This window comes from Microterricola pindariensis (genome assembly GCF_002936985.1).
GTDB classification, from domain to species: Bacteria; Actinomycetota; Actinomycetes; order Actinomycetales; family Microbacteriaceae; genus Microterricola; species Microterricola pindariensis.
Map to the genome: position 1 here is coordinate 1 of NZ_MPZN01000065.1, position 16,549 is coordinate 16,549.

The window sequence follows — 16,549 nt, forward strand, 5'->3', positions numbered from 1 at the left end:
GAGCGCTACCGCGACGCGCGCGGCGCGGCACTGCCGGCGTCGCCCTCCTCCCCCGCGGCGGGGAGCGCCGACAACGTGGTCGGCCCCGGGGGACGGCGCCTCGCCCCGCGACTCCCGGTCGCGGCGATCGTTGCCATCGTCGCGCTGTTGGTGCTGCCGCTGCTGGCCTTCGCGGTGCTGGGGCTCGGGCTGGCCAGCTCCTGGACGACGTCGATCGTGCCGTGACGGATGCGGCGGCATCCGCGCCCGCGCAGACAGACAGGCCCCGCGCCCACACGAGGTGGGCGCGGGGCCTGCGCAGTGCGGGCGGTGCCGTTTAGCTGACGCCGAGCAGGTCGATCACGAAGATCAGGGTCTTGCCGGAGAGGTGGTGGCCTCCGCCGGCCGGGCCGTAGGCCTGGTGCGGGGGCACGACGAGCTTGCGGCGGCCGCCGACCTTCATGCCGGGGATGCCTTCCTGCCAGCCCGCGATGAGGCGGTTCAGCGGGAAGTTGATCGACTGGCCGCGGCCCCAGGAGGAGTCGAACTCGTCGCCGGACTCGTACTCGACGCCGAGGTAGTGCACGTCGACGGTGGCACCGGGGGTGGCCTCCGCGCCGTCGCCGACGACGATGTCCTCGATGACGAGGGTCTCGGGCGCCGGGCCCTCCGGGAATTCGATTTCGGGCTTTGCGTTCATATCAGTCATGCGACTATCCAAGCCGATTCGGCGTCGTTTTGCACGCCGACGCGACGCCCGCCGCATGCCGCCTGAGACTTTGACCGTAATGCTTGCGTTCCACGCGGGGGCGAGGGAAGATGAGAACTGATCAACTTATCGCCCGGTCGAGTCGCAGGCACTGCCGCACCACCGGGCGATGGGTTGTTTAACGGGCGGTGCTGCACAGCACGTCGCCCGCGCGTTTAGCGCGTCGGCGGGGCCAGCAGCACGGCGCGGTCGAGGGTGACGGCTTCCAGCAGCGCGCGCTCCGCCTCCGCCGTGTCGGCCGACGCACGCCCCTCCCGCAGCCGCTGGCGCACGAACGCGAGCCGAGTGGCGTGCCGGATGAACCGCCGCATCTCGACCCTTTTGTCGCCGGGCAGGGTCCGGGCCCAGCGGGCTGCCGCCCGCCGACCGGATGCCGTGGCCAGCATGACGACCTCGCCGTCGGCGAACCAGCCGGCCGCGGCGTACTCCTGCAGGCTCTCGACGGTGGCACGCTGCTCGGCTCGGCGCAACCAGAGCACGATGCCGATGGCGAAGAGGAAGAGCGGCACCTGCACCAGGAAGTAGTAGCCGAAGAAGTCGGTCACCACGAGGAGGGCGCCGTTCCACAGCGCGTGCAGGGCGATCGCCGCGGCCAGGCCGAGCGCGAAGTAGCCGAGGATGCCGGCACCGCGGGTGCGCGTGGCACCAAACCCCAGCGCGATGCCGGTGCAAGCCGTGAACATGACGTGGGCGAACGGCGAGAAGAGCCCGCGCAGCAGGAACGTGGAGCCGAGCTGGTCCGCGCCGCCCTCGATGAGGGCCTCGCCGAAGTACAGGATGTTCTCGGTGAAGGCGAAACCGGCGGCGCTGACCGCCGCGTAGACGAGGCCGTCGACCGGGCCGTCCAGGCTTCTCTTGGCGATCCAGACGAGCAGCAGCACCCCGAGCCCCTTCGCGATCTCCTCCACGATCGGGGCCTGGATCGCGAGCGAGAGCGCCTCGGCCTGCCCGGGGTTGCCGCCGGAGACGAGCAGCTGCTGCAGGCCGCGGTTGACCAGCAGCGAGATGCCGACGGCCACGCCGGCGCCCCAGAACAGGGCGAAGCCGAGCACCCAGCGCGGCTCCGGCTCCCACCGGTCGATCCAGCGCACGGCGAACAGCACACCGACGAGCGGCACGACCGCCACGACCGTGCAGAGCAGCACGGCGCCGGGACCGAAGGAGCGGACGAAGGAGCCGATCATCACGAGCAGCAGCGCCGCGCCGATCGCGATGCCAATCACGCCGAGTCGGAAGCCGAGTGCCCCGGTGCGCCCCGGTCGCGGCGTGAACCGGACAGGCAGCATGGGCGCCGCTGCGGCGGATGTCGGGGGCTGCGCGGCCGATGGCAGCACTCGCTGCGGCCCGTCGGCGAGCGTGGTGCCGGCGGCATCCGGAGTCGGTGAGGTCACTCGCTCAGGCTAACGGATGCCGGCCTCCGCTCCCGGCGCGCCGCTGTTCCCACTGCTCCCGCAGCTCCCGCAGCTCCCGCTGCCGGTCAGCGGGCGCGAGCCGCGTTCCCGCAGCCGGTCAGCGGATGCGGGCCACGACACGCCGAGGAATCGGGGTGTCGTGGCCCGCAAGCGCCGTCGCATCCGCTGACTGGCTACAGCGCAGGGCGGGCACGGGCAGGCACGCGGGCTCAGGCACGCGGGCTCAGGCACGCGGGCTCAGGCACGCGGGCTCAGGCACGCGGGCTCAGGCACGCGGGCTCAGGCACGCGGGCTCAGGCACGCGAGCTCAGGCACGCGAGCTCAGGCACGCGAGCACCCCGCGCACGACGAAGGCCGAGCCCAGCGCGTTGCGCGGGCTCGGCCTTCGAGAGCTTACTGCGGTGTGACTAGACGACGCCGAGGGCGAGCATCGCGTCGGCGACGCGGGTGAAGCCGGAGATGTTGGCGCCGAGCACGTAGTTGCCGGGCTCGCCGTACTCCTCCGCGGTGCGGGCGCAACGCTCGTGGATGCCCTTCATGATCACCGCGAGGCGCTGCTCGGTGTGCTCGAAGCTCCAGGAGTCGCGGCTGGCGTTCTGCTGCATCTCCAGCGCGGAGGTGGCGACACCGCCGGCGTTGGCCGCCTTGCCGGGTGCGAAGAGCACGCCGGCCTCGGAGAACACGCGCACGGCTGCCGGGGTGCAGGGCATGTTGGCGCCCTCGGCGACGGCGCTCACGCCGCCGGCGACGAGCATGGCGGCCGAAGCGTCGTCCAGCTCGTTCTGGGTGGCGCACGGCAGGGCGACGTCGATGGCGACCTCGCTGGCGATCGCCCAGATGTTGCCCTGCGGGCGGTACTCGGATGCCGAGCCGCGCAGTTCCGCGTAGTCGCTCAGGCGGCCGCGCTTGACCTCCTTGACCTCGCGCAGGAGCTCGAGGTCGAGGCCGTCGCGGTCGTAGACGACGCCGGCGGAGTCTGAGCAGGCCACGACGACGCCGCCGAGCTGGTGCACCTTCTCGATGGCGTAGAGGGCCACGTTGCCGGAGCCGGAGACGAGCACGCGGGCGCCGTCGAAGTTCTTGCCACGGGTGGCGAGCATCTGCTCGGCGAAGAAGACGGTGCCGTAGCCGGTGGCCTCGGTGCGCACAAGCGATCCGCCCCAGCCGATGCCCTTGCCGGTGAGCACACCGGACTCGTAGCGGTTGGTGATGCGCTTGTACTGGCCGAACAGGTAGCCGATCTCCCGGCCGCCGACGCCGATGTCACCGGCGGGCACGTCGGTGTACTCGCCGATGTGGCGGTACAGCTCGGTCATGAAGCTCTGGCAGAAACGCATGATCTCGGCATCCGAGCGACCCTTGGGGTCGAAGTCGCTGCCGCCCTTGCCGCCGCCGATGGGCATGCCGGTCAGGGCGTTCTTGAAGATCTGCTCGAAGCCGAGGAACTTGACGGTGCCGAGGGTGACCGTCGGGTGGAAGCGGAGGCCACCCTTGTACGGGCCGAGGGCCGAGTTGAACTCGACCCGGAAGCCGCGGTTGATGTGCACGCGGCCGGCGTCGTCGGTCCACGGCACGCGGAAGATGATCTGGCGCTCCGGCTCGCAGATGCGCTCCAGCACGGAACCCTCTGCGTAGTGCGGGTGACGCTCGATCACGCGACCCAACGACTCGAACACCTCGCGCGCCGCCTGGTGGAACTCCGGCTCACCCGCGTTCCGGCGAAGCACCTGGTCGAAGATCGGCTGGATTTTCGGGTCGAGGGTCGTTGTCATCGAAGAGTCACTTTCGTAGGAGGCACGAAGATTGCGCGTATCTCGGGCGGGAATCGCGTTACACCGATCGTCCGGGATCGCCGGACTGACCAGCACGAGGGGTGCTGGGGTGTTCAGGGGTGAGAGCGGCCGCGACGGTCATCGCGGAGGCTAGCTCCTGCTGGGCCTGCTGAACGCGCTGTGTCGCGCGGAGCACCCGACGCTCGGCCGTTGAGCGCATTGCTACGGTATCAGTGATTTCTGAGCGCCTGTCGTCGACGCCGGTCGCGACCCACGCGGCGATCAGCAGCAGCAGCTGGTTCATCAGGTTGAACCAGATCAACACCCCGATCAGGGCCGTGAACGACGCCAGCAGTGGGTTGGCGGCCACTCCGCCGAGCAGCGAGCCGCCGAGCAGCTGCAGCACCGTCATCGCCGCACCGCCGAGCAGGGCTCCGCGCCAGAGGATGCCGCCGGGCACCTGGATGCCGGAGATCACCGGGAACAGGGCGACGAGGGTGAGGGTGTCGATGACGAAGATCAGCAGCGTGGCGACGGCCTGGCTGAGCAGCACGAACCCGGCCCCGCTCGTGGACGCCCCCAGCGCCCCAGCGAGCAGGCCGAGTGCGGAGGTGCTGAGCACGCTGAGCACCGCAGCGGCGACGAGGGCGAGGCCGAGACCGAGCGCCATCCCGAGGTCGCGCAGCGTCAGCAGCAGGAAGAAGGTGGTGTCGTTCGGCAGCCGGAAGATGCCGCGCACGGCGGTGCGGGTCGCGCCGATCCAGCCGATCGACGTGACGACGAGCCCGACCAGGGCGATGATGCCGGAGATGCCCAGGCTGAGGGGCTGGATGAGGGAGTCCGGGTCGACGAGCGCCTCCTCGTCGCTGCCCGGGGCCTGCAGCAGGCCGGGGATGAAGCCGTTGATCAGATCGATCAGCGCGGCCCACACGGCCGGGTTGGCCGCCAGCCAGAGCCCGGCCACGGTGAACCCGACGTAGACGCCGGCGAAGACGGCGAACAGCGCCTGGTACGACATGCCGGCGGCCAGGAGCGGGGCGTGGTGCCCGGTGTAGCGGTTGAACACCCGCACCGGCTTGAGCGCCAGCACGAACTCAACGACGGCTGTGCCCCAGCGGATCGGGCCCGCGAAGCGGCGCTTGAGCGCGGCAAGCCAGCGCGGCGTTTCGGGCTCTGGCTCTGGCTCGTTCGGGGTCATGGCGCCAGCGTAGTGGGCGCTCGGGCCCGGGCCGCCCCGTGCGCGCGGTGTTGGCTTCGGTCGCTGGCGCTCCCTCGAGCCAACGTGCGTATGCACGCCGGCGCGAGGGCGCCGCGCGCCCTCCGCGCGTGGCCTACTTGGCGCCGACGGTGACGGTCGGGGTGCCGACCGAGGTGTCGTCGGCCGGCATCTCGGCCGCGATGCGGTTGGCCTCTTCGATCAGGGTGGCGACGATGTCGGCCTCCGGCACGGTCTTGATGACCTGGCCCTTGACGAAGATCTGCCCCTTGCCGTTGCCGGATGCGACGCCGAGGTCGGCCTCGCGGGCCTCGCCCGGGCCGTTCACGACGCAGCCCATCACGGCGACGCGGAGCGGCACGGTCATGCCCTCCAGGCCGTCGGTGACGTCGTTGGCGAGCTTGTAGACGTCGACCTGGGCCCGGCCGCAGCTCGGGCAGGAGACGATCTCGAGCTTGCGCTCGCGCAGGTTCAGGGACTGCAGGATCTGCAGGCCGACCTTGATCTCCTCCACCGGCGGGGCGGAGAGCGAGACGCGGATGGTGTCGCCGATGCCCTCGGAGAGCAGGATGCCGAAGGCGGTCGCGCTCTTGATGGTGCCCTGGAAGGCGGGGCCGGCCTCGGTGACGCCGAGGTGCAGCGGCCAGTCGCCGCGCTCGGCCAGCTGGCGGTAGGCCTTGACCATGACGATCGGGTCGTTGTGCTTGACCGAGATCTTGAAGTCGTGGAAGTCGTGCTCCTCGAACAGGCTCGCCTCCCAGACGGCGCTCTCCACGAGGGCTTCCGCGGTGGGCTTGCCGTACTTCTGCAGCAGGCTGGGCTCCAGCGAGCCGGCGTTGACGCCGATGCGCAGCGAGACGCCCGCCGCCTTCGCGGCGGCGGCGATCTTGCCGACCTGGTCGTCGAACTTGCGGATGTTGCCCGGGTTCACGCGGACGGCGGCACAGCCGGCGTCGATCGCGGCGTAGACGTAGTTCGGCTGGAAGTGGATGTCGGCGATGACCGGGATCTGGCTCTTCTTGGCGATGATCGGCAGCGCCTCCGCGTCATCACGGCTCGGCACCGCGACGCGCACGATGTCGCATCCGGATGCCGTCAGCTCGGCGATCTGTTGCAGAGTCGCGTTGATGTTCGTCGTCGGTGTCGTCGTCATGGACTGGACGCTCACCTGAGCGTCGCCACCGACGAGGACCTTGCCTACCTTGATCTGACGGGACTTGCGCCTAGGGGCGAGGACCTCGGGGACCTTGGGCATTCCCAAATTAATTGCAGCCACAAAGTCAGCTTACGCGTCGATGCTGGGTGGCAGGCGAACCGGAGCGGCGCCGCGCAGCAGCAGCCTCAACCGAGCTGCCTGCCGCGCCGCCGACTCTCAGGGCACCTGGGGCACGCTGTGCTGGCCGTGCTGGCGCAGCTCGAGTGGCGGCTCCGTGGCCGCCACGACCTCATCGATGCTGACGCCCGGGGCCGTCTCGACGAGCATGAGACCGTCCGCGGTGACATCGATGACGGCGAGGTCGGTGATGATGCGATTGACGACGCCCTTGCCGGTGAGCGGCAGCGAGCACGCGTTCACGATCTTCGCGCTGCCATCGCGGGCTACATGCTCCATCAGCACGATCACCCGTTCGGCGCCGTGCACGAGGTCCATCGCGCCGCCCGGCCCCTTCACCATCTTTCCGGGGATCATCCAGTTGGCGAGGTCGCCGGATGCCGACACCTGCATGGCCCCGAGGATGGCGGCCTGCACTTTGCCGCCGCGGATCATGCCGAAGCTCAGCGCCGAGTCGAAGAACGCGGCGCCCGGCAGCACGGTCACTGTCTCCTTGCCCGCGTTGATCAGGTCGGGGTCGACGTCGGCCTCGGCCGGGTACGGCCCGACGCCGAGGATGCCGTTCTCGCTCTGCAGCACGAGCGTGACGCCGGCTGGCACGTAGTTCGGCACCAGCGTCGGCAGCCCGATGCCGAGGTTGACGTAGGAGCCGTCGGCGAGCTCCGCCGCGGCACGGGCGGCCATCTGTTCCCGGGTGAGTGCCATCTCAGCTCGCCTCCTGCGCGGGGCGCACCGTGCGCCGTTCGATGCGCTTCTCGATGTCGCCGCCGACCTCCACGACGCGGTGCACGTAGACGCCGGGCAGGTGCACGGCATCCGGGTCGATCTGCCCCGGTTCGACCAGCTCCTCCACCTCGGCTATGCACACCCGGCCGGCCATCGCGGCCAGCGGCGAGAAGTTGCGTGCCGACTTGTTGAAGACGAGGTTGCCGTAGCGGTCGCCGCGGCGGGCATGCACCAGGGCGAAGTCGGTGCTGATGGCGGGCTCGAGCACGAAGTCCCTCAGCCGTCCGTTCACCTCGAACTGCTGTGTCTGCTTGGCCGGGGATGCCTGCGCGATGGTGCCGTCCGGGTGGTAGCGCTGCGGCAGGCCGCCGTCGGCCACCTGAGTTCCGACGCCGGTCTGGGTGAAGAACGCGGCGATGCCGCTGCCGCCGGCCCGGAGTTTCTCGGCCAGCGAGCCCTGCGGGGTGAGTTCCAACTCGAGCTCGCCGCTCAGGTAGCGCCGCTCGAACTCCTTGTTCTCGCCGACGTACGAGGACGTCATCTTGCGGATGCGGCCGGCCGCGAGCAGCAGCCCGAGGCCCCAGTCGTCGACGCCGCAGTTGTTGCTGACGACGGAGAGGTCGCGGGCGCCGGCCTCCAGCAACGCGGTGATCAACACCATCGGGTTGCCGCACAGGCCGAAGCCGCCGACCGCGATCGACGCGGCATCCGGGATGTCGGCGACGGCCGCGGCGGCCGACTCCACGACTTTGTCGATCGCCATCGGGCACCATCCTTCCCCGGGCGCGCGGCCCCGGTACGCTGACTGAAAAGTACGATGGAAGTTGAATGAGTGTCAAGGAATCGGGCGCTCGACGTGACAAAGGAGTCCGCATGCAGCCAATCGAGGTCGTCATCCTGGCCGGAGCCCGCACCCCGCAGGGTCGCGTCAACGGCCAGCTGGCCAGCCGGACCGCCGTGCAGCTCGGCGCGACGGCCATCGCCGGTGCGCTCGTCCGCAGCGGGGTGGACGCCGACCAGGTGCAGGCCGTGATCATGGGCCAGGTGCTGCAGGCCGGCGTCGGCCAGAACCCGGCCAGGCAGAGCGCGATCGAGGCCGGAATCCCGTGGGGCGTCAACGCCGTCACGCTGAATAAGGTGTGCCTCTCCGGGCTCGCCGCCGTCGTCGACGCGGCCCGTCTGATCCGCTTGGGCGAGGCGGATGTCGTCGTCGCCGGCGGCCAGGAGTCGATGACGAATGCTCCGCACCTGCTGCCGGGCTCCCGCCGCGGTTGGCCGTACGGCAGCGTCGAGATGCTCGACCACGCCGCCTACGACGGGCTGACCGACGCCTTCGACGGGCTCTCCATGGGCCTGTCCACGGAGCGCTCGATCACGGAGCTCGGACTCGGCCGGGTGGAACAGGATGAGTTCGCGGCGCGCTCGCACCAGCGGGCCGGGGCGGCCGCGGCATCCGGAATCTTCGACGACGAGATCGTGCCCGTCTCGGTGCCACAGCGGCGGGGCGAGCCCGTGGTCGTGCTCGCCGACGAGGGCGTGCGCCCGGACAGCACCGCCGAGACGCTCGGCGCCCTGCGCCCCGCGTTCGATGCGGAGGGCTCGATCACGGCCGGCAACTCCTCGCCGCTCAGCGACGGCGCGAGCGCGCTGGTGCTGGCCAGCCGGGCGTGGGCGGAGGCGAACGGGCACAAGTGGCTCGCGGTCGTGCAGGCCTCCGGGCACGTGGCGGGTCCGGACAACTCGCTGCACTCGCAGCCGTCGCACGCGATCGACGCCGCGCTGGCACGGCAGGGCTGGGATGTCGGCTCGCTCGACCTGGTCGAGATCAACGAGGCGTTCGCGGCCGTCGGCGTGCAGTCGACCCGCGACCTCGGAATCGACCCGGAGATCGTGAACGTGCACGGAGGGGCGATCGCGATCGGGCACCCGATCGGAGCCTCAGGCGCCCGCCTCGCGCTGCACGCCGCGCTCGAGCTGCACCGGCGCGGCGGCGGTCGGGCGGCCGTGGCGCTCTGCGGCGGTGGCGGTCAGGGTGACGCGCTGCTGCTCAGCCTCTGAGCAGGAGGGGGAATCCGCACGCCGGCTCGAGGGGTGGGGCCACGCGTCAGGCCTAGGTGGCCTCGGAGTCGAAGGGGGCCAGCTCGCCGGCGCCGAGCGGCACTGTGGCCTTGCGCACCGGGGCCGAGCGCGCGGCACGCGTCAGGGTGGGCGCCGCGGCCGCCGCAGCGACCGCCGGCTCGTCGTCGCTCAGCGCCTCGCGGATGATGCGCCGCGGGTCGTACTGGCGCGGGTCGAGCTTCTTCCAGTCGACGTCGTCGAAGTCGGGGCCCATCTCATCGCGCATGCGGTCCTTGGCGCCATTGGCCATGTCGCGCAGCTGGCGGACGAGTCGGCCCAGCTGCGCCGCATAGTGCGGCAGCTTCTCCGGACCGAGCAGAAAGACGGCAATGATGCCGATAATCAGCACCTTCTCCATCGTCAACCCGAACATGTCTTCAGAATAACCTGCGGCGAGGCATCCCCGAGCATGGCCCCAGCCCCCGTACTCTGGAATTCACACACTCACCGGGAGCTACAACGTGTCTGACAATGACCTGAACTGGAAGTACGCCGACGACGTCGTCACCGAATCCGATGCGCTGAGCAAGGCCAGACAGCAGTCGCTCGAGCTCGGCATCGACCCGATCTCCCCCGCGACCGGCGCGCAGATCGCCGTCATCGCCGCCGCCACGGCCGCGACCAACATCGTCGAGATCGGCACGGGCGTCGGCGTCTCCGGCATGTGGCTGTTCGCCGGCGCGCCCGGTGCAACGTTGACCTCCATCGACACCGAACTCGACCACCAGCTGCACGCGAAGGCCAACTTCGCCGAGGCCGGCATCCCCGCCAACCGGGTACGCCTGATCCCCGGCCGGGCCCTGGACGTGCTGCCCCGCATGAACGAGAACTCCTACGACATCGTCTTGATCGACGCGGATGCCGCCAGCGTGATCGAGTACGTCGAGCACGGCCTCCGCCTCGCCCGCCCGGGCGGCACCGTCCTGGTTCCGCACGCGCTCTGGCGCGGCCGCGTGGCCGACCCGGCCAAGCGCGACGACCTGGCGACCGGCTTCCGCACGCTGATCACCGAGATCGCGGCATCCGGTGCCGTCGTCAGCGCCCTCTCCCCCGCCGGGGACGGCCTGCTGCAGCTGACCAAGCGCGGCGTCTGAGCCCCGGCTCAGCTCCCCGAGGACGCAAAAGCCCCGCGGCTGCCGATGGCAGCCGCGGGGCTTTTCAATTCGAACTCCGGCGACTATGCCGGGGCGACGACGCTTGCGAGAGCGTCATGAAGTTCCTTGGCCTCGGCGTCATTAACCGAGACTACGAGGCGCCCCCCGCCTTCGAGTGGAACGCGCACAATGATCAGGCGCCCTTCCTTTACCGCTTCCATAGGTCCGTCTCCGGTCCTCGGCTTCATGGCTGCCATGGCTTCCCCTTTCGTGGCAAGTCTGTACTCATTATCTCGTAAGGTGACGACAGAGAAAAATCAGCCCCGTCACGCACCGCTATCATCGGCCGGCAACACCGGTCACGGGGGCGTCCAATCCCGCCCGTCGACGCCCCAGCCGATGAGCAGCCAGCCCCACTGCAGCGCCACCCCGATGACGAGCAGCGCCACCCGGTAGACCCGCGAGCGCGGCACGGCCAGCGCCCCGAGCAGCGGGAACATCGGCATCAGCAGCCGGAACACGCTGGATTGCGGGAAGAACACGGCGAGCAGGTAGAGCGCATAGCTGGCGACCCAGATCCGCAGGTCGACGCCGAGGCGCTTCACCGCGGGGGTGAACAGCAGCGCCGCGAAGCCGACGATGAGCAGCACGACGAGCGCCGGGCCGAGCGGGCTGCCCAGCCACCAGTCCGCGCTCTGGAACCAGGGGGTGAACGGCACCAGCTCCTGGTGTCCGATGTAGGCGGAGCGCCAGGAGAGCTCGGTGTCGGTGTAGGACGAGAGGTCGCCGGTGGCGACGGCGGCCGCCAGCAGCCAGGCCACGCCCATCACCGCGCTGAACACGGCGGCGGATGCCGCGAGCACCGCCTCCCGGGCCGGGAACGGGTCCCGCCGGCGCACAGCGAAGCGGTAGACGACGTGCAGGCCGAGGGCCAGTGCGAACGCCAGACCGCTCGGCCGGGTGAGCGCCATCACCGCGACGACCGGGAACAGCAGCGCGTAGCGCCGTTCCATCAGCAGCAGCAGGGCCAGCGCCAGCAGCATCAGATAGAGCGACTCGGCGTACGCGAACTGCATCAGCGGCGAGAGCGGCGCGAAGCAGAACAGCGCCACCGCGAACAGGGCGCTGCCGGCCGGCAGCACCCGGATCATCATCCGATAGAACAACAGCGCGGTGCCGAGCGCGGCCGCGAGCGAGACGAACACGGCCAGTTGCGCCCACGGGATGCCGGTGACCTCCATCAGCCCGCGCACCAGCAGCGGGTAGACGGGCATGAACGCCCACGCGTTCTCGGCGACGTGGCCGGTGGCATCCACCGGCAGCTCACTGGGGTAGCCCCAGCCGGAGATGATCTGGTACCAGCGGCCGTCCCACATGTTGGCGAAGCTGAAGTAGTCCGGGTGGTCACCCGTCCACGGGTTGGCCAGCTGCACGCTGGCCAGGATCAGCACCAGGGTGGTCGTGACGATGCGCGAGAGCAGGAACACCGCCGTCACGCGCAGCCACCACGGGCTCAGCCGGTAGCGCACCCGCAGCGTGGTCAGCAGGCTGCTGCCCCGCGGCTCGGTGTCGCGCTCGGCCGAGGCGTGCTGCACGCTCAGTGGCCGCTCAGCCAGGCGCGGAGGGCCCGCTCGCCGTCGGTGATCTGCTTGAGCGGCACCCGCTCGTCGTCGGCGTGCGCCTTGAGCGGGTTGCCCGGCCCGAAGTTCACGGCCGGGATGCCGAGGGCGCTGAAGCGGGCGACGTCCGTCCAGCCGTACTTCGGCCGGGGCTCCGCGCCGACGGCGGCGACGAAGTTGCGTGCGATCGGGGCGTCCAGGCCGGGCCGGGCCCCCTCCGCGGCATCCACGACCAGAATCTCGTAGTCAGGGAACAGCTCGTGCATATGCGCGGTCGCCTCGGCGACGCTGCGGCTCGGCGCGAAGCGGTAGTTGATCTGCACCATGGCCTCGTCGGGGATGACGTTTCCGGCCACTCCCCCGCTGATGCCGACCGCATTCAAGCCCTCGCGGTAGACGAGCCCCTCGACCTCGACCTCGCGCGGCACGTAGGCGGCGAGCGTGTCCAGCACCGGGCCGAGCTTGTGGATCGCGTTGTCGCCGACCCAGGCGCGCGCCGAGTGGGCCCGCAGGCCGCGGGTGCGCAGCTCGATCCGCAGGGTGCCGTTGCAGCCGCCCTCCACCTGGCCGTTGCTCGGCTCGCCCAGGATGGCGAAGTCGCCCTCGAAGAGGTCTGGGCGGTCGGCGGCGAGGAGCCCGAGGCCGTTCAGCTCCGAGGAGACCTCCTCGTTGTCGTACCACATCCAGGTCACGTCGACCCGGGGCTCTGCCAGCTCGGCGGCGAGCTTCAGCTGCACCGCGACGCCCGCCTTCATGTCGACGGTGCCCCGGCCCCAGAGATAGTCGTGGCCCTCGACCGTCTCGAAACGGGTCGGCAGGTTGGCGTTGACCGGAACCGTGTCGATGTGGCCGGCGATCACGACCCGCTGCGCGCGGCCGAGGCGCGTGCGGGCGACAACGCAGTTGCCGTGCCGGATCAATTCGAGGTGGGCGGCATCGGCCAGGCTCGCCTCGATGGCGTCGGCCAGCCGCTTCTCGGTGCCGGAGACGGAGTCGATGTCGCAGATCTGGCGGGTGATGTCGACCGAGCTGGCGGCGAGGTCGAGCCGCTCCGGGCCGGGTGCAGCGCTGCGAGAGGAGGGTGAGTCGGCCATGCCCCCAGCGTAGCTTCCGGATGCCGCGAGCTGCGGCATCCGGAACACACAGCGCAACAGCGGGCGACACGCCAGTATTCTGGGGGGATGCACGCTTCCGAGCCGTCCGGCGCCCCCGCACACCCGTCTGCCGCCACACACGCCTGGGCCTCCGGCCTCAGCACCATCGCCGCGGACGGCACAGTGCTCGACGCCTGGTTCCCGGCTCCGGCGCTCGGCCACCGGCCGGCAGCCGTCGATCGCTGGATCGCGCCCGCCGATCTCGCCGCGCTGATCGGCACGGACGCCCGCCGCGCCGTGCGGGTGGACTTCGTCAACATCGAGATCGAGCTGGCGGCCGCCCCCGCCGGAACCGCCGACGCGTACCTGCGCCTGCACCTGCTCTCGCACCTGCTGGTGCGCCCCAACACGATCAACCTGGACGGCATCTTCGGCCACCTGCCGAACGTGGCCTGGACCAACGCCGGCCCGATCGCGCCGGCTGACCTCGACCGCCTGCGACCGCAGCTGCAGCGGGCCGGCATCCACGTCACGGGCCTGGACAAGTTCCCGCGCCTGCTCGACTACGTCACGCCGGAGCGGGTGCGCATCGCGGATGCCTCCCGGGTGCGCCTCGGCGCCCACCTCGCCGCCGGCACCACCGTCATGCACGAGGGCTTCGTGAACTTCAACGCGGGCACCCTGGGCTCCTCGATGGTGGAGGGCCGCATCTCCCAGGGCGTCGTCGTCGGCGACGGCGCCGACATCGGCGGCGGCGCCTCGATCATGGGCACCCTCTCCGGCGGCGGCACCGAGCGCATCAGCATCGGCGCGCGGGCCCTGCTCGGCGCCAACTCGGGCGTCGGCATCTCGATCGGCGACGACACCGTCGTCGAGGCGGGGCTCTACGTCACGGCCGGCACGAAGGTGGCCGTGGTCGACCCGGCCGCCGCGGCCGGCTCCCCCGCCCGCACGGTCAAGGCCAGCGACCTCTCCGGCGTGCCGAATCTGCTGTTCCGGCGCAACTCGCTGAGCGGCGCTGTCGAGGTGCTGCCGCGGGACGGCAGCGGCATCGTGTTGAACGCCGCCCTGCACGCCTAGGCGCGTCGGCTGCTCGGGTGTACGGGCGTGCGGGCGTCGAACTGCGTAGTTAACACGGATGTGCCGGGCGCGCCCGCTCCCTAGGGTGGAGAGGGCGATCACCAGCAATGGTCATCGCCCGGCCAACAATGGCCGTGCTCACGATGCACCCAAGGATTCTGATGCCCCTGCGACAGCCCACACGCACATTCGCCGCGCCCGGCGCCATCCGGGCAGCGAACGGCCGCCGTGCCGGGGCAATACTCTCTGCAACCTTGGTCGTCGCCGCGAGCTTCAGCATCACGCCCGCCGCTCCCGCCCGGGCCTCGGAGATCACGGTCACAACCCCGACGGAGATTGCGGCCGCGTTCGGCACCGATGGTTCCACCGTGACCCTCGGCGGCCCGATCTCTGTCTCCCGCGACGACACACGGTTGGTAGTGCCCGCGAATGGCCACATCACTCTGGATCTGGCCGGCCACAGGCTGGAGACCAGGGGTGGGAATTACGATGCCGGAATCGAGGTGGAGCTCGGTTCGCACTTGACGATCCAAGACAGCGGTTCCGGCGGGGTACTCCAGGTCGAGGGAGGGACCTATGGCGCCGGCATCGGCGCCAGATACTCCGGCGATGGGGGAACCGTCACCATCAACGGGGGAACCGTCATCGCGCAGGGCGGGGAGAACGGGGCCGGAATCGGCGGCGGGACCGGTACCGGCGACACGGGGATCGGCGGCACAACCATCATCAACGGGGGAACCGTCACCGCCACCGGCGGCAACTCCGCCGCGGGCATCGGCGGAGGCAGCAACGGCCTCGGCGGCACGACCACCATCAGCGGGGGCACCGTCACCGCTCGCGGTGGGGCGTACGGATCCGGAATCGGCGGAGGCGCACACCGCGCCGGCGGAAATACCACCATCAGTGGAGGCACGGTCACCGCGACCGCCGGCCGAGACTCGAGCGGAATCGGGGGCGGGCTGGGGAAGGCCGGCGGCAGCACCACGATCAGCGGAGGCGAGGTGCTGGCCACCGGGTCCGGCACGGGCGCGGCGATCGGCGGGAGCGATCGCGGCGCCGGCGGCGATCTGACGATCGGCCCTGACGCACTCGTGACCGTCGCCTCGGGCGAACCACGCTTCGCCAGTCCGACGATCGGCGGAGGGCTCAGCTCCACGGCGTTCGGCACCCTCGACAATCAGGGCACGTTGACCGTGGCATCCGGCAGCATGCTCGCCATTCCGGCCGACGCCTGGCCGGTCAACTCCGGGCGGCTGATCAACAACGGCACCCTGTCGAACTCTGGTACGTTCGGCAATAGCGGGGTCATCGCAAATGCGGGCCAGCTGAACAACGCAGGAGCGCTCGAGAACACGGGCAGCATCGTCAACAGCGGGACTGCAACCGTGAACGACCCGCAGCTGGGCATCACCCGGAACAACTTCCGGCTCGAGTTCGACACGCGAAACGGAAGCCCAGCCGGAACGATTGCCCCGCTGCGCGCCTACGCCACCTCGCTGGCCAGTGCAGAGATTGCGCTGCCGCTCGGCCCCACAGCCGTTCCCACCGGGCACAGTTTCGGCGGCTGGGTCGCCGGCGATCCCGCCGTGGCGTTCACCCGAACCAGCACGATCAGCGCCGACACCACGGTCAGCGCTCTGTGGATTCCCAACAGCCACGCGGTGACGTTCGACGCCCGCGGCGGCAGCCCGGTCACGGGCATCGCCGCCGACTTCGGCAGCCGGATCACCGCGCCCGTGGCGCCGGAACGCGCCGGCTACGCCTTTGCCGGCTGGTTCACGGATGCCGGAGCCACTCTGCCGTGGGACTTCGACACCGCGCGCATCGCCGGCGACCTCACCCTCCATGCCGGCTGGGACGCCAACAGCCACACGGTCACCTTCGACGCCCGGGGCGGCGTGCCGGTGGCATCCGTCACCGCCGACTTCGACAGCACCATCACCGCGCCCGACGAACCCACACGCGCCGGGCACGGATTCACCGGTTGGTTCACCAACCCGGAGGCCACCGTCCCCTGGGACTTCGACACCGCGCTGATCGCCGGCGACCTCACCCTCTACGCCGGATGGTCGGTCAACAGCTACGCGGTGACCTTCGACGCCCGGGGCGGAAGCCCGGTCGCCGGCATCACCGCCGACTTCGGCACCCGGATCGCCGAGCCCTCCGCGCCGGAACGCCTCGGCTACACGTTCGCCGGCTGGTTCACCAACGACACCGCCACCTCCGCGTGGGACTTCCACACCGCCCGCATCCGCGGCCGAGCTGACCCTCTATGCGGGGTGGAAGGCCGAAAGGCACACGGTCGCCTTTGACTCCCGGAGCGGCAGCGCGGTGGCA

The 16,549-nt window shown here is 70.6% G+C and carries 16 protein-coding genes; 5 read left to right on the forward strand and 11 right to left on the reverse strand.

Going from position 1 to position 16,549, the window contains the following annotated elements; genetic code table 11:
* The coding region (locus tag GY24_RS17715) for a hypothetical protein (RefSeq protein ID WP_161498751.1) at positions 1-225 on the forward strand (225 nt) is incomplete at its 5' end.
* 91 nt (positions 226-316) lie between these two features.
* Here the strand turns inward: GY24_RS17715 and GY24_RS14485 are convergent.
* From GY24_RS14485 to GY24_RS14520, 7 genes are all read right to left on the reverse strand, one after another.
* Positions 317-688, reverse strand: coding sequence for an FKBP-type peptidyl-prolyl cis-trans isomerase (locus GY24_RS14485; RefSeq protein ID WP_202972962.1), 372 nt, complete (start codon positions 686-688; stop codon positions 317-319).
* A gap of 215 nt (positions 689-903) precedes the next feature.
* A complete protein-coding gene (locus GY24_RS14490) occupies positions 904-2,139 on the reverse strand; it encodes a PrsW family intramembrane metalloprotease (protein ID WP_104476955.1) in 1,236 nt (411 codons plus the stop codon).
* A gap of 428 nt (positions 2,140-2,567) precedes the next feature.
* Positions 2,568-3,932, reverse strand: coding sequence for an NADP-specific glutamate dehydrogenase (gene gdhA / locus GY24_RS14500; RefSeq protein WP_104476957.1), 1,365 nt, complete (start codon positions 3,930-3,932; stop codon positions 2,568-2,570).
* Positions 3,933-3,990: 58 nt separating this feature from the next.
* A complete protein-coding gene (locus GY24_RS14505; protein WP_104476959.1) occupies positions 3,991-5,130 on the reverse strand; it encodes a YihY/virulence factor BrkB family protein in 1,140 nt (379 codons plus the stop codon).
* Positions 5,131-5,263: 133 nt separating this feature from the next.
* Positions 5,264-6,424, reverse strand: coding sequence for a flavodoxin-dependent (E)-4-hydroxy-3-methylbut-2-enyl-diphosphate synthase (ispG, locus tag GY24_RS14510; RefSeq protein ID WP_193953606.1), 1,161 nt, complete (start codon positions 6,422-6,424; stop codon positions 5,264-5,266).
* A 96-nt stretch (positions 6,425-6,520) separates the two neighbouring features.
* A complete protein-coding gene (locus tag GY24_RS14515; protein WP_193953608.1) occupies positions 6,521-7,186 on the reverse strand; it encodes a 3-oxoacid CoA-transferase subunit B in 666 nt (221 codons plus the stop codon).
* A gap of 1 nt (position 7,187) precedes the next feature.
* On the reverse strand, positions 7,188-7,970 hold the full coding sequence (locus tag GY24_RS14520) for a CoA transferase subunit A (protein WP_104476963.1): 783 nt from the start codon (positions 7,968-7,970) through the stop codon (positions 7,188-7,190).
* A 110-nt stretch (positions 7,971-8,080) separates the two neighbouring features.
* Here GY24_RS14520 and GY24_RS14525 point away from each other — a divergent pair, with 110 nt between their 5' ends.
* The gene (locus GY24_RS14525) at positions 8,081-9,265 is read left to right on the forward strand and encodes an acetyl-CoA C-acetyltransferase (protein ID WP_104476965.1); all 1,185 of its coding nucleotides are present in this window, start codon (positions 8,081-8,083) and stop codon (positions 9,263-9,265) included.
* Positions 9,266-9,317: 52 nt separating this feature from the next.
* Here the strand turns inward: GY24_RS14525 and GY24_RS14530 are convergent, their stop codons facing one another.
* Positions 9,318-9,698, reverse strand: coding sequence for a sec-independent translocase (locus tag GY24_RS14530; RefSeq protein ID WP_104476967.1), 381 nt, complete (start codon positions 9,696-9,698; stop codon positions 9,318-9,320).
* Between the two features lie 88 nt (positions 9,699-9,786).
* On the opposite strand from GY24_RS14530, the gene GY24_RS14535 reads away from it, so the two are divergent.
* Entirely contained in the window at positions 9,787-10,419 is a 633-nt protein-coding gene (locus GY24_RS14535; RefSeq protein ID WP_104476969.1) for an O-methyltransferase, read from the forward strand.
* Positions 10,420-10,502: 83 nt separating this feature from the next.
* Here GY24_RS14535 and GY24_RS14540 read toward each other — a convergent pair whose 3' ends face one another.
* From GY24_RS14540 to dapE, 3 genes are all read right to left on the reverse strand, one after another.
* Positions 10,503-10,676, reverse strand: a complete 174-nt coding sequence (locus GY24_RS14540) for a DUF3117 domain-containing protein (RefSeq protein WP_082716883.1) — start codon at positions 10,674-10,676, stop codon at positions 10,503-10,505.
* Between the two features lie 102 nt (positions 10,677-10,778).
* Entirely contained in the window at positions 10,779-12,014 is a 1,236-nt protein-coding gene (locus GY24_RS14545) for a hypothetical protein (protein ID WP_233279385.1), read from the reverse strand.
* Positions 12,015-12,016: 2 nt separating this feature from the next.
* On the reverse strand, positions 12,017-13,132 hold the full coding sequence (gene dapE, locus GY24_RS14550; protein WP_104476979.1) for a succinyl-diaminopimelate desuccinylase: 1,116 nt from the start codon (positions 13,130-13,132) through the stop codon (positions 12,017-12,019).
* 87 nt (positions 13,133-13,219) lie between these two features.
* Between dapE and dapD the strand changes: the two genes are divergently transcribed.
* Positions 13,220-14,212, forward strand: a complete 993-nt coding sequence (dapD, locus tag GY24_RS14555; RefSeq protein ID WP_104476971.1) for a 2,3,4,5-tetrahydropyridine-2,6-dicarboxylate N-succinyltransferase — start codon at positions 13,220-13,222, stop codon at positions 14,210-14,212.
* 161 nt (positions 14,213-14,373) lie between these two features.
* Positions 14,374-16,524 (forward strand): InlB B-repeat-containing protein, encoded by a 2,151-nt coding sequence (locus tag GY24_RS14560; RefSeq protein ID WP_104476973.1) that lies wholly within the window; start codon positions 14,374-14,376, stop codon positions 16,522-16,524.
* Positions 16,525-16,549 lie beyond the last annotated feature (25 nt).

Excerpts from the sequence above, each read along its gene's own strand:
- gdhA (WP_104476957.1), bottom strand. The coding sequence starts at position 3,932 with ATGACAACGACCCTCGACCCGAAAATCCAGCCGATCTTCGACCAGGTG.
- dapD (WP_104476971.1), top strand. The coding sequence starts at position 13,220 with ATGCACGCTTCCGAGCCGTCCGGCGCCCCCGCACACCCGTCTGCCGCC.
- dapE (WP_104476979.1), bottom strand. The coding sequence starts at position 13,132 with ATGGCCGACTCACCCTCCTCTCGCAGCGCTGCACCCGGCCCGGAGCGG.
- GY24_RS14505 (WP_104476959.1), bottom strand. The coding sequence starts at position 5,130 with ATGACCCCGAACGAGCCAGAGCCAGAGCCCGAAACGCCGCGCTGGCTT.
- GY24_RS14560 (WP_104476973.1), top strand. The coding sequence starts at position 14,374 with ATGCCCCTGCGACAGCCCACACGCACATTCGCCGCGCCCGGCGCCATC.
- GY24_RS14485 (WP_202972962.1), bottom strand. The coding sequence starts at position 688 with ATGACTGATATGAACGCAAAGCCCGAAATCGAATTCCCGGAGGGCCCG.
- GY24_RS14530 (WP_104476967.1), bottom strand. The coding sequence starts at position 9,698 with ATGTTCGGGTTGACGATGGAGAAGGTGCTGATTATCGGCATCATTGCC.
- GY24_RS14540 (WP_082716883.1), bottom strand. The coding sequence starts at position 10,676 with ATGGCAGCCATGAAGCCGAGGACCGGAGACGGACCTATGGAAGCGGTA.
- GY24_RS14515 (WP_193953608.1), bottom strand. The coding sequence starts at position 7,186 with ATGGCACTCACCCGGGAACAGATGGCCGCCCGTGCCGCGGCGGAGCTC.
- GY24_RS14525 (WP_104476965.1), top strand. The coding sequence starts at position 8,081 with ATGCAGCCAATCGAGGTCGTCATCCTGGCCGGAGCCCGCACCCCGCAG.
- GY24_RS14520 (WP_104476963.1), bottom strand. The coding sequence starts at position 7,970 with ATGGCGATCGACAAAGTCGTGGAGTCGGCCGCCGCGGCCGTCGCCGAC.